Annotated in this window: 12 protein-coding genes; 8 read left to right on the plus strand and 4 right to left on the minus strand. The window is 68.5% G+C overall.

Annotated elements, in window-relative coordinates:
- Nucleotides 1-236: 236 nt before the first annotated feature.
- From RT97_RS16575 to RT97_RS16605, 8 genes are read left to right on the plus strand one after another with little or no spacing between them, the layout of a single operon-like run.
- Nucleotides 237-1,298, plus strand: coding sequence for a ThuA domain-containing protein (locus RT97_RS16575; protein WP_042579896.1), 1,062 nt, complete (start codon nucleotides 237-239; stop codon nucleotides 1,296-1,298).
- A gap of 57 nt (nucleotides 1,299-1,355) precedes the next feature.
- Nucleotides 1,356-3,578 carry an outer membrane protein assembly factor BamB family protein gene (locus tag RT97_RS16580; protein WP_042579897.1) on the plus strand — a complete coding sequence of 741 codons (2,223 nt, stop codon included), beginning with the start codon at nucleotides 1,356-1,358 and terminating at the stop codon, nucleotides 3,576-3,578.
- A gap of 38 nt (nucleotides 3,579-3,616) precedes the next feature.
- A complete protein-coding gene (gene pqqA / locus RT97_RS34145; protein ID WP_080898329.1) occupies nucleotides 3,617-3,691 on the plus strand; it encodes a pyrroloquinoline quinone precursor peptide PqqA in 75 nt (24 codons plus the stop codon).
- A 53-nt stretch (nucleotides 3,692-3,744) separates the two neighbouring features.
- The gene (pqqB, locus tag RT97_RS16585; RefSeq protein ID WP_042579898.1) at nucleotides 3,745-4,665 is read left to right on the plus strand and encodes a pyrroloquinoline quinone biosynthesis protein PqqB; all 921 of its coding nucleotides are present in this window, start codon (nucleotides 3,745-3,747) and stop codon (nucleotides 4,663-4,665) included.
- Between the two features lie 4 nt (nucleotides 4,666-4,669).
- Nucleotides 4,670-5,422, plus strand: a complete 753-nt coding sequence (gene pqqC / locus RT97_RS16590; RefSeq protein ID WP_042579899.1) for a pyrroloquinoline-quinone synthase PqqC — start codon at nucleotides 4,670-4,672, stop codon at nucleotides 5,420-5,422.
- Nucleotides 5,419-5,694 carry a pyrroloquinoline quinone biosynthesis peptide chaperone PqqD gene (gene pqqD, locus RT97_RS16595; RefSeq protein ID WP_042579900.1) on the plus strand — a complete coding sequence of 92 codons (276 nt, stop codon included), beginning with the start codon at nucleotides 5,419-5,421 and terminating at the stop codon, nucleotides 5,692-5,694. Before pqqC ends, pqqD begins: the two co-directional genes overlap by 4 nt.
- Nucleotides 5,672-6,844: a pyrroloquinoline quinone biosynthesis protein PqqE gene (pqqE, locus tag RT97_RS16600; RefSeq protein ID WP_042579901.1), complete on the plus strand. Its 1,173-nt coding sequence runs from the start codon at nucleotides 5,672-5,674 to the stop codon at nucleotides 6,842-6,844. The genes pqqD and pqqE overlap by 23 nt, the downstream gene beginning before the upstream one ends.
- A gap of 12 nt (nucleotides 6,845-6,856) precedes the next feature.
- Nucleotides 6,857-7,789, plus strand: a complete 933-nt coding sequence (locus tag RT97_RS16605) for an alpha/beta fold hydrolase (protein WP_042579902.1) — start codon at nucleotides 6,857-6,859, stop codon at nucleotides 7,787-7,789.
- Here RT97_RS16605 and RT97_RS16610 read toward each other — a convergent pair.
- From RT97_RS16610 to RT97_RS16625, 4 genes are read right to left on the minus strand one after another with little or no spacing between them, the layout of a single operon-like run.
- Nucleotides 7,770-9,197: an ELWxxDGT repeat protein gene (locus tag RT97_RS16610; RefSeq protein WP_042579903.1), complete on the minus strand. Its 1,428-nt coding sequence runs from the start codon at nucleotides 9,195-9,197 to the stop codon at nucleotides 7,770-7,772. The two genes, RT97_RS16605 and RT97_RS16610, sit on opposite strands and share 20 nt — an antisense overlap.
- Before the next feature lies 1 nt (nucleotide 9,198).
- A complete protein-coding gene (locus RT97_RS16615) occupies nucleotides 9,199-10,479 on the minus strand; it encodes a TRAP transporter large permease (RefSeq protein WP_042579904.1) in 1,281 nt (426 codons plus the stop codon).
- On the minus strand, nucleotides 10,476-11,051 hold the full coding sequence (locus RT97_RS16620; protein WP_042579905.1) for a TRAP transporter small permease: 576 nt from the start codon (nucleotides 11,049-11,051) through the stop codon (nucleotides 10,476-10,478). Before RT97_RS16620 ends, RT97_RS16615 begins: the two co-directional genes overlap by 4 nt.
- The gene (locus tag RT97_RS16625) at nucleotides 11,048-11,503 is read right to left on the minus strand and encodes a type II 3-dehydroquinate dehydratase (protein WP_042579906.1); all 456 of its coding nucleotides are present in this window, start codon (nucleotides 11,501-11,503) and stop codon (nucleotides 11,048-11,050) included. The genes RT97_RS16620 and RT97_RS16625 overlap by 4 nt, the downstream gene beginning before the upstream one ends.
- Nucleotides 11,504-11,588 lie beyond the last annotated feature (85 nt).

Here is an 11,588-nt window from a genome sequence, read left to right on the forward strand (position 1 = left end):
CCGCCCAGTACGACCCCGCCATCGTCAAGCTCTACAACGACGAACTCGCTCGCATCCGCAAGCCATGACCGCCCGGCCACTCGCGCTCGCCGCGAACAACGCCTCGGGCTGACGCCGACCTCTCCGGCCGGCATTCCTCATCCACACGCTGCTCCTGCCGGCCGCCGCCGAGCAGCCAATCCGCTCTCGGGGCCGTGCCCCCGTGGGTCCCGCTTCGACCAAAAAAGGAGACACCCTTGAAATCTTCCAGATCCTTCCTCTTCGGACTTGCATCGACCGCGGCGCTCGCGCTGGCGGTGACCGCCTGCGGCGGCGGCAGCGGCGGTGGCTCGTCGTTCGCGGGCTTTCCGATCCAGCCCGTTGCGCCGGCCGCACCGACCACGCCCACCGCACCGACCGACGAAGTGCCGGTGCAGCCGACCGACCCCGTGGCCGAAGCGGACGACAGCTTCGACACCTACTACAACGTCTGCCGCGGCACCAACCCCAAGTGCTACAACAACTGGGGCGCGTTCGACACGACGCCCGACCGCGTGCTGGTCTACTCGCGCACCGCGGGTCCGCGCCACGCCGTGCTGGGCACGCCGATGGGTGCCGGCCTGAACCCGGTGATGAACCCAGACAACGTCATGCAGGCCGGCCTCGTGCGCATGCTGACGGCCGAGGGCATCACCGTCGACTGGACCGAAGACGTTGCCGTGCTCGGCAGCCGCATCAACAACTACAAGGCCATCATCTTCGCGAGCTCGAACCGCGACACCTTGTGGAACGGCGCGGTCACCACGAGCCAGGACGCCGCACGCACCGCCCTGCGCAACTACATGCGCCGCGGCGGCGGCTTCGTCGGCCTGCATAACGCATTCGGTGCCGAATACAACTGGCCGTACTACGAAGGCCTGCTGGGCAACGCGAACTTCTACAACCACGGCCCGAACCGCGCAGGCGATGTCGAGATCGTCTCCGACGACCCTTCGACCAAGGACGTGCCCAAGCGATTCTCCTTCCAGGACGAGTGGTACAACCTCACGCCCTTCCCCACGAAGGTGAAGTTCCTCGCCAAGGTCGACACCTCCACGCTGAAGCCGCTGACCTCCGCGCCGCACCCCGGCCACGCGGACTTCCATCCGGTCGCCTGGTGCCAGTACTACGACGGCGGCCGCGCATGGCTCACGACCCTCGGCCACAACGCGCACTCGTTCACCGCGGACCTCTCGGGCGTGGGCGCCATCGAGTTCCAGAAGCTGGTCGTGCAGGGCGTCAAGTCGGCGATGGGCCTCACGCCTTTCTGCACCGAGTAACGGCGACCTGCCTTGCCCGAACCCACCCGTTCCAACCTTCAACGAGTAGAGACATCCATGAAGAAAAAATCATTGGTCACGCTGCTTATTTCGTGCGGCGTGCTCGCATCGCCGTTGCTGATCACCGCGTGCGGCGGCTCGTCGGGCGGAGGTTCGCCTTCGTTCCCGGTCGTGCCGGCACCGCCCGCGCCGCCGCCCCCGGGGCCCGGCACGCCGCCGCCGCCGCCCGCACCCGCCACACCCTCGGCCACCCTGTCGGACTGCTGCACCGCGGGCGACAAGGACTTCCCGAAGGTCGGCGGCAACCTGGGCAACCAGAACTACTCCAGCCTGGCGAAGATCGACAAGGCCCAGGTCGCCAGGCTCGGCGGCGCCTGGGTCAACCAGATCGAAGGCGGCATGGCCGCCGGCAACAACCAGAGCACGACAGTGGTGGTCGACGGCACGATCTACATCGAGTCCGCGGTGGGCAACGTGATCGCGGTCGATGGCAAGACCGGCCTCACGAAATGGAAATGGACCACGCCCTACGGCTCGATCACGCGACGCGGCGTGGCCGTTGCGAAGGACCTGGGCCTCGTGTTCACCGTCGCCACCGGCAACCGCCTCGTCGCGCTGCGCACCGACACCGGCGCCATCGCGTGGATCAAGCAATACCCGAGCAGCGCCACCGACCCCGACTACCAGGGCGCGCTGCAGAAGGTGGCGCTGGTCTATCACGACAAGCGCCTCTTCCTCGGCACCAACGACGGCAATCGCGGCGCCGCGTTCTCGGCCGATGCGCTGACCGGCAAGGTGCTGACTTCGTTCTGGGGCGTGCCGCGCGCCGGCGAAATCGGCTACGACACCTGGGGCGGTGCTGCTGAATCGGACCGTGCAGGCGCCACGCCGTGGATCCATCCCGCGGTGGACCCCGAGCTCGGCCTCATCTACTGGACCTTCGGCAACGTGCGCGGCGGCTCGTCGCAGAACGGCTCCACGCGCCCGGGCCTGAACCTCTTCGCCAACTCGCTCGTCGCGCTCGACCTGAAGACCGGCGAATACAAATGGCACTTCCAGTCGGTGCACCACGACATCTGGGACATGGACAACGTGATGTCCCCCGTTCTCGCGGACGTGAAGATCGACGGCAAGGACCGCAAGGTCGTCATCTACGGCAGCAAGACGGGCATGTACTACATCCTCGATCGCAAGGACGGCAGCGCGCCGCTGGGCATCGACGAAGTGCCGGTGAAGCAGGACGCCCGCCAGGCCAGCTGGCCCACGCAGCCGCTGCCGCGCCAGGGTGCGTGGACCGAGACCTGCATCGTCGACCAGCCGCTGGGCACCGCCATCCCCGGCGACCCGAATCGCGCCGTGCCCAACTACGTGAAGGGGTGCCTGTACGACGCGCACTGGGACGTGCCGATCCTCTCGATCCCCGGACACGGCGGCGGCGCGAACTGGAACCACCAGGCCTTCAGCCAGCGCACCGGCCTCGTCTACACGGGCATGGGCTACGTGTCGGCCGCGCACTCGCTCACCGAGTCGAGCAACGGCCTGCGCCCGCCGGGCACCTACATGACGGGTGCGGTGGTGGCGGTCGATCCGAGCACCAACCTCGTGAAGTGGAAGAAGCAGATGCCGTACTCGCTCGCGCACGGCAACGGCATCCTGGCCACCGCGTCGAACCTGCTCTTCATCGGCCAGCCCGACGGCAACCTCCTCGCGATGGATGCCAACGACGGCAGCGAGCTGTGGCGCTTCCAGACCGGCGCAGCCATCAGCGCGAGCCCGATCGCCTACGAGATCGACGGCGAGCAGTACGTCGCGGTGTACTCGGGCGGCACGAGCATCCCGTACGGCGACTCGGCACCGCGCGGCGACCGCCTGTGGGCCTTCAAGGTCGGCGGCACGGTGCAGCCGCCCGCAACGCCGACACCGCCGGTCGTGCGCAGGCCGGTGTCCGGTTCGGCGGTGGAAGGTGCGGCGCTGCCGACGCCCAACACGGTGTTCCTCGCGCGCGTGCAGACGCCGGCGAACGAGCCCGGCGCGGCCGAGTCGAGCGCAGTGAACGCGATGACGCCGACCTTCATGCGCGTGCCGGCGAACACGACGGTGACCTTCACCAACCCCGCGGCGAACGCCAACACGCACTGCGCGACGCAGTTCTTCGAAGGCCGGTTCAACTTCCGCCTGGCCCCGGGCCAATCGGCCACGCACACCTTCGATGCGCCCGGAGAGTACTTCTACAACGACTGCCATAGCCCGCGTCCTACGGGCAAGATCGTCGTATATTGATACCGTCCCTCAACCCCAACCACTGAAGGAGCAATGCGATGAAATGGTGCAAGCCTGAGTTCGAAGAGCTGCGTTTCGGCTTCGAGATCACGATGTACATCTCCGCTCGCTGAGAGCGGACCACAACGGCACCGGCTTCCACCGGTGCCGTTTTTCTTTGGGGCGTATGAAGATATTGGTTCTAGGTTCGGGGGCGGGCGGCGGCTTCCCGCAATGGAATTGCAACTGCCGCCTGTGCGCGGGCCAGCGAGCCGGACGGGTGCGCGCGAGCCCTCGCACCCAAAGCTCCATCGCGGTGTCCGCCGATGGCGATGACTGGGTGCTGCTCAATGCATCGCCCGACATCGGCGCGCAGCTGCGGGCGTCGAAGGCGCTGCAGCCGCGGCACGGCGTGCGCCACTCGCCCATCAAGGCCGTGGTGCTGATGGACTCGCAGATCGATCACGTCGCAGGCCTTCTGAGTCTGCGCGAAGGACCGCGGCTGCAGCTCTACTGCACGCCCGAATCCCATGAAGACCTCACCGGCAGCCTGCCGCTCTTGAACGCGCTCGACAAATACTGCGGCGTGACCTGGCACCCGATGCCGCTCGAGCCCGGTGGCGGCGCGTGGCACGAGATCGCCGGCCTGCGCCTGCAGGCGGTGCCCGTTCCCGGCAAGGCGCCGCCGTATTCGCCGCGCCGGCAGACCGAGGTGCGCAGCGACAACGCCGCCGTGCTCATCGAAGACCCGGCCACCGGCAAGCGCGTGCTCTACGCGCCGGGCCTTGCGCAGGTCGGCGACGCGGAGCGCAGGAGCCTCGACGCATGCGACTGCGTGCTGGTCGACGGCACCTTCTGGACCGAAGACGAAATGGTCGCCGCGGGCCTGGGCACCAAGCGCGCGGCCGACATGGGCCACCTGCCGCAATGCGACGGACCGCACGGCCCCGGCATGCTGAAGGCGCTCGACGCCTGCGCCGCAAGACGCAAGGTGCTCATCCACATCAACAACAGCAATCCCATCCTCGACGAGGACGGCGCCGAACGCGCGGAGCTCACGCGCCGCGGCATCGAGGTCGCCTTCGACGGCATGGAACTGGAGCTCTGACCAAGTGACGCAACAGCAGCAGCAATGGCAGCAACATGACGCGTGGTCGCCGCAGGTCTTCGAAGCGAACCTGCGCGCCATGGAGTCGCGCTACCACAGCCATCACCCGTTCAACCGCCGGCTCAACGCGGGCGAGTTGCAACCGTTCCAGGTTCGCGGCTGGGTGGCGAACCGCTTCTATTACCAATGCCGCATCCCGGTGAAGGACGCGGCCATCCTCTCGAACTGCGACGACCGCGCGACACGCCGGCGCTGGGTGGTGCGCATGCTCGACCACGACGGGCATGACGGACACGAAGGCGCCAACGCGGGCGGCATCGAGATCTGGACGCGCCTGGGCATTGCCACGGGCCTGCAGCGCGAGACGCTCGAATCGCACGCGCTGGTGCTGCCCGGCGTGCGCTTCGCGGTCGATGCGTACGTCAACTTCGCGCGCACCGCGCCCTGGCAGGAGGCGGTGATCTCCTCGCTCACCGAGATGTTCGCGCCGCGCATCCACAAGGACCGGCTCGCGGGCTGGCCCACGCACTACCCGTGGATCGACACTTCGGGCCTCGACTACTTCCGCAGCCGCATCCCGCTGGCCGACCGCGACGTGGAGCACGGCCTGGAGGTCGCGATGCAGTGGTGCACCACGCGCGAGCGGCAGGAGCGCGCGCTGCAGATCCTGGGCTTCAAGCTCGACATCCTCTGGGCCATGCTCGACGCCATCGAGCGCGCCTACCCCGACGACCTGGCCAAAGAGCAGCAGCCATGACCCCCACGCAATGGACCGACAGCGCGCAGCCGTCGATCGGCACGATGTACCGGCTGCAATGGGAAGACGCGCAGCAATGCCACGTGCTGCTGTTCCCCGAAGGCATGATCAAGCTGAACGGGCCGGCCGCCGAAATCCTCAAGCGCTGCGACGGCAAGACTTCCGTGGCCGCGCTCGTCGCCGACCTGGAGACCACCTTCGGCGAAGCCGACCTGCGCGCCGACGTGATCGAGTTCCTGGAGCAGGCCCATGGACGCCACTGGATCCGGTGAACTCCTGCGCAGCGCCGTGGCAGCGAAGCCGCCGCTGTGGCTGCTCGCGGAGCTGACCTACCGCTGCCCGCTGCATTGCGCGTTCTGCTCGAACCCGGTCGACTACACGCAATACGGCGACGAGCTCGGCACGGACGATTGGATCCGCGTGTTCCGCGAGGCGCGCGCGATGGGTGCGGTGCAGCTGGGCTTCTCGGGCGGCGAGCCGCTGGTGCGCGACGACCTCACCGAGCTCGTCGCGGCGGCGCACGACCTCGGCTTCTATACCAACCTCATCACCTCGGGCGTGGGCCTCACGCCGCAGCGCGCCGAAGCGCTGAAGAAGGCGGGGCTCGACCACATCCAGCTGTCGTTCCAGGATTCGAGCCGCGAGCTCAACGATTTCCTCAGCTCGACAAGAACCTTCGACCTCAAGCAGCGCGTGGCCCGCACCATCAAGGACCTCGGCTACCCGATGGTGCTGAACTGCGTGATGCACCGCTACAACCTGCCGCACGTGGGGCGCATCATCGAGATGGCCGAGTCGATGGAGGCGGATTTTCTCGAGCTGGCGAACGTGCAGTACTACGGCTGGGCATGGCGCAACCGCGAGATGCTGATGCCCACGCGCGCGGCGCTGGCCACAGCCGAAGCCGTGGTCGACGCGCACCGGCCGCGCCTGGACGGCCGCATGAAGATCCTCTGGGTCGTGCCCGACTACGCAGAGGGCAAGCCCAAGCCCTGCATGGCCGGCTGGGCCAGCGTGTTCCTCGTGGTCGCGCCCGATGGCGTGGCCTTGCCGTGCCACAGCGCGCGCATGCTGCCGGGCCTCGACTTTCCGAGCGTGCGCGATCATTCCATTCGCGAGATCTGGCAGGAGAGCCCGGCGTTCGGCGCCTATCGCGGCACCGGCTGGATGAGCAGCACCTGCCAGAGCTGCGAAGACAAGGAGAAAGACCACGGCGGCTGCCGCTGCCAGGCGTTCCTCCTCACCGGCGATGCCGCCGCCACGGACCCGGTCTGTCCGAAGAGTCCGCAGCATGCAGAGGTCGAGGCGATGGTCGCCAGGGCGGCGGACCCGCGCGAGGTCGGCGCGCCGATTCGCTTCGTGCCGGGCGCACGGCGCGCGGGCGAACTCGTGTTCCGCACGGATGCCAATGCGCGCGGCTGAGCCGGTTCGCGCATGACGAGCGTCCATCGGCTTCCGCTGAGCGGCGGCCACGTCATGCATGTGGAGGAGCACGGCAATCCGCACGGGCTGCCCGCGCTGGTGCTCCACGGCGGGCCCGGCTCGGGAAGCTCGCCGCTGCTGCGCAGCGGCTTCGACCTCGCGCGCTACCGCATCGTCTGCCCCGACCAGCGCGGCGCGGGCCTCAGCACGCCCGCAGGATCGATCGCGCACAACACGCTCGCCGACCTGCTCGACGACCTGCGGCTCCTTCGCGCGCATCTGCATGTCGATCGGTGGCTGGTGGTCGGCGGATCGTGGGGCGCCACGCTGGCGCTGCTGCATGCGCTGGACCAACCCTCGGCCGTTGCGGGGCTGCTGCTGCGCAACGTGTTTTTGGCGCGCGCTTCGGACATCCACGATTTCTTCGCGGGGACGGCGCGTCACGGCGGGTCCGAATGGCACGTGCTGTGGGACGAAGCACGGCGCCGGCAATGCGCGATCACGGCGGTGCTCGCAGACATCTTCGCGCACGGAACGTGGGAACGGCAGCGGGAGGTCGCGCTGTGCTGGTCCGATTGGGAGCAGCGCATGTCGGGCGGAAGCGCCGCGCCGCCGGGCGATGGCGACGCGTTGCAGCGGCTGGTGTCGCGCTACCGCGTGCAGAGCCATTACCTTCACCACGGCTGCTGGCTCGGCGCGCCGACGCTGCTGGAGCGATGTACCGCGCTGCCCGCAGTCCCCACGCTCATCGTGCACGGGACGCACGACGCCCTGTGCCCGCCGCAAGGTGCGCAGGCGCTCGCGAACATCCTCCACGGCCGCGCTGCCCTGCAATGGGCGCAGGGCGCGGGGCACAACCCCACGCATCCTGCGCTTGTCGCGGCGATGAGCGAGGCGCTCCGCGACTACGCGGACACGCAGGCCTTCAGCGCAGGCGTTCCTTGAGCGGATTGCCGATCAGCGTCACGCGGCCGTCCTTGTGGCGCGCCCAGAGCCGCTCGTTGCCGTGGCCGTCGTCGGCGGCGAAGAGCACCGCGTCGCCCAGCGCGCGAAAGCCCAGCGGCAGCGCGTTGCGCGCACCTGCGGCCACGTCGGCGACCGCGCGCGTGCCGGCCGTGGTGCCGTCGCTGTTCCACGGCTCGACGCCCGTCGCGCCGCCGCCGTTCGCCGAGAACCACAGCGTCGATCCGACCACCGCGAAGCGCGCGGGCGATCCGCTCTCGGCGCCCGGTGCGATGTCCTTCACCAGCACGGTGCCCTTGGCGGTGCCGTCGCTGCGCCACAGCTCGGCGCCGGACGCGCCGTCGGTCGCCGCGAAGTAGACGCGGCCGCCCATCGCCGCGAGCGGGCTCGAGATCGAGCCGCCCGCTCCCGGACGAATGTCCTTCACAAGCGTCGTGCCGGCTTTGGTGCCGTCGCTCTTCCAGAGCTCGGTGCCGTGCACGCCGTCGTCGGCCGCGAAGTACAGCGTGCGGCCGACCGCGACCAGGTGCGAGGGCCGCGAGGGCGACGAGCCCGGCCGCAGGTCTTTCACCATGCGCGTGCCGCGCTCGGTGCCGTCGCTCTTCCACAGCTCCACGCCGTGCTCGCCGTCGTGCGCGGTGAAGTAGATGTCGTCGCCGACGGCGGTCAGCGCCTGGATGCCTGCATCTTCGAGGCCCGGGCGAACGTCCTTCACCAGGCGCGTGGTCTCCGGCGTTCCCTCGGTGACCCACAGTTCATGGCCGTGCTCGCGCGTGGTCGCGGTGAAGAAGAGGCGCTTGCCCGCGACGGTGAGTTGCCGCGTCACCGCGCGCGGGCCCGCGTTGATCGACGACACGCGCGTGGTCGTCTCCGCCGTGCCCGAGGTCTTCCACAACTGGAACCCCGTCTTGCCGTCGTCCGCCACGAAGTACAGCGCGTCGCGGAACACCGTCAGCTCGCTGGGCATCGCGCCTTCCTCGCCGGGCCGCAGGTCGACCACCTGCGTGGTGCCTGCAGCCGTGCCGTCGGTGCGCCAGAGTTCGAGGCCGCTCGTGCCGTCGGTGGCCGTCGTGTAGACGTGGCCCTTGAACAGCGTCTGCCCGGCCGGGAAGGAGCCGCGGAAGCCGGGGCGGATGTCCTTCAGCATGCGGGTGCCGGCGCTGCTGCCGTCCGTGATCCACAGCTCCTGGCCCGATGCGATGTGGAAGGCGCTGAAGAGCATCTTCCCGTTCAGGGGCGCGAGTCCGGTGGGCGAGACGAAGGCCAGCGCCTGGCGCTGCTCGGGCAATACCTCGCGCTCGGGGTCTTGCGCGATGGCGGGCAACTGCACCAGCAGCGCGAGGGCGGCCAGCCATGCGGGCCGCATGGCGGGGAAGGAGGCGATGGGCATCTCAGCCTCCGAACCACCGCGCCGGCGCGATCACCAGCTGCGGAAACGCCACCATCACGAACAGGATGGCGAACTCCGCGATCATGAATGGCACCACGCCGCGCGTCACGTCGTCCATCGAAATCTTCCCGACGCCCGCCACCACGTTGAGCACCGTGCCCACCGGCGGCGTGACCAGCCCGATCGAGTTGTTGATGATGAACAGCACGCCGAAATACACCGGATCGATGCCCGCCGCCTTCACCACCGGCATGAGCACCGGCGTGAGGATCAGGATGGTGGGCGTCATGTCCATCGCGGTGCCCACGACCATCACGATCACCATGATCGCCACCATCAGCAGGATCTGGTTGCCCATGAAGGGCTCCAGCAGGCCGACGATCTTGGAGGGCAGGTCGGCCACCGTGATGAGCCAGGCGCTCACCATCGCCGCGGCGATCAGGAACATCACGATCGCGCTCGTCTTGGCTGCGCTCACGAAGATGCCGTAGAGGTCGCGCCAGGTGATCTCGCGGTAGATCACCGTCGAGACGAAGAGCGCATACACCGCGGCCACCACCGCGGCTTCGGTCGGCGTGAAGACGCCCATCCGCAGGCCCACCAGAATGATCACCGGCAGCATCAACGCCCAGATCGCCTTGCGGAACGTGGCGAAGATCTCGGCCGACGACTTGCGCGGCGGCGGCACGATCTTCTCGCGCCGCACCAGCCAGGCCCAGGTGAGCCACAGCGCCGCGCCGATCAAGAGGCCCGGCACGATGGCCGCGAGGAACAGCTTCGATATCGACACGTTGGCCGCCACGCCGAAGATCACGAGACCGATGCTCGGCGGAATCACCGGCCCGATCACGCCCGTGGCCGCGATGAGGCCGGCCGCGCGCGGCTTGTCGTGGCCGGCCTTCACCATCATCGGCAGCAGCAACGCGGTGAGCGCGGCGGCATCGGCCACGGCCGAACCCGAGAGCGCCGACAGCAGGCAGCCGGCCATGATGGTCACGTAGCCAAGGCCCCCCTTCACATGGCCGACCACCGCGAGCGCGAAGTCGACGATGCGTTTCGAAAGGCCGCCCACGTTCATGATCTCGCCGGCCAGCATGAAGAAGGGCACGGCCAGGAGCGGAAAGCTGTCCGCCCCGCCGATCACGTTCTGCGCGAGGATCTGCGCGTCGAACAGGTCCAGGTGCCACATGAGCGCCACGCCGCTCGCGAGCAGCGCGAACGCGATGGGAATGCCCATCGCCATGGCCAGGAGGAGCGAGCCGACAAAGACGAGGATGGTCATTTGCGCGCTCCCTGAGCACTGCCCTGGTCAGCGCCCTGGCTGCCGAGGATCTGCTGCAGCTGCACCGCCTCTTCGGACTCCTGCACCATCACGAGATCGCTCTCGGCGATGCGGCCCATGAGAAGGCGCAAGAGGTCCAGCGCGAGGATGAAGCCGGCCAGCACCGAGAACACCACGCCCGAGGCATACACGATGGCCATCGACGCGCCGGTGACCGGCGCCGTCACGTCCCAGTTGATGCGCGCCTGCGCGACGCTGCCCTGGAGCAGCAGCCACACGATGTAGAGCATCACCAGGTGGCTGACGGCCAGGCAGATCTTCTTGCCGATGGGCGGCAGCTTCTGCACCACCATGTCCACGCCCAGGTGGCCGTGCTCCTTGAGCGCCACCACTGCGCCCAGGAAGGTCATCCAGATGAAAAGCCAGCGCGAGACTTCTTCCGACATCGTGATGCCGGAGTTGAAGCCGTAGCGCAGCACCACGTTTCCGAACACGAGCACCACCATGACCGCAAGCGCGGCCGCGATCAGCGCCTCGATGCCGGTGCAGCACCGGTCGATCCAGCGGTTCATGGCGCAGCCGCGGCCAGGGCTTGCTTCTGCATCTCGACCAGCGCGCGCAGCGCGGCCAGGTACGACAGCGGGCCGAGCCCCTGCACCGTGCCCTTGACCGCCGGCGAGATGATCGAGTGCGCGCGCCACGCTTCGCGCGCGGCGATGTTGGACATGTGCACCTCGATGGTCGGGAACGGCATCGCCTTGATCGCGTCGTGCAGCGGCACGCCATGCTGCGTGAGGCCCGCGGGGTTCACCAGCGCGCCCTGCGCGTCGTCGATGTGGGTGTGCAGGAAGTCGATAAGGTCGCCTTCGTGGTTCGACTGGATGGTCTCCAGCGTCACGCCGAGTTCGACCGCGAGCGCTTGCAGCTGCGCGTTGATTTCGGCGAGCGTGGTCTTGCCGTAGATGTGGGGTTCGCGGCGGCCGAACAGGTTGAGGTTGGGGCCGTGGAGGACGAGGATCTTCATGGGTAGCTTCGGTAAGGGGCTTACTTGCGGATGCGAGCGAGTTCGTCGTTGTAGAGCTTGACGATGGCGGGGTCGTACTGGGCGG

Origin of the sequence: Variovorax paradoxus, assembly GCF_000834655.1 — a bacterium.
GTDB classification, from domain to species: domain Bacteria; phylum Pseudomonadota; class Gammaproteobacteria; order Burkholderiales; family Burkholderiaceae_C; genus Variovorax; species Variovorax paradoxus_F.

Excerpts from the sequence above, each read along its gene's own strand:
- RT97_RS16580 (WP_042579897.1), top strand. The coding sequence starts at position 1,356 with ATGAAGAAAAAATCATTGGTCACGCTGCTTATTTCGTGCGGCGTGCTC.
- pqqB (WP_042579898.1), top strand. The coding sequence starts at position 3,745 with ATGAAGATATTGGTTCTAGGTTCGGGGGCGGGCGGCGGCTTCCCGCAA.
- pqqD (WP_042579900.1), top strand. The coding sequence starts at position 5,419 with ATGACCCCCACGCAATGGACCGACAGCGCGCAGCCGTCGATCGGCACG.
- pqqE (WP_042579901.1), top strand. The coding sequence starts at position 5,672 with ATGGACGCCACTGGATCCGGTGAACTCCTGCGCAGCGCCGTGGCAGCG.
- RT97_RS16605 (WP_042579902.1), top strand. The coding sequence starts at position 6,857 with ATGACGAGCGTCCATCGGCTTCCGCTGAGCGGCGGCCACGTCATGCAT.
- RT97_RS16610 (WP_042579903.1), bottom strand. The coding sequence starts at position 9,197 with ATGCCCATCGCCTCCTTCCCCGCCATGCGGCCCGCATGGCTGGCCGCC.
- RT97_RS16615 (WP_042579904.1), bottom strand. The coding sequence starts at position 10,479 with ATGACCATCCTCGTCTTTGTCGGCTCGCTCCTCCTGGCCATGGCGATG.
- RT97_RS16620 (WP_042579905.1), bottom strand. The coding sequence starts at position 11,051 with ATGAACCGCTGGATCGACCGGTGCTGCACCGGCATCGAGGCGCTGATC.
- RT97_RS16625 (WP_042579906.1), bottom strand. The coding sequence starts at position 11,503 with ATGAAGATCCTCGTCCTCCACGGCCCCAACCTCAACCTGTTCGGCCGC.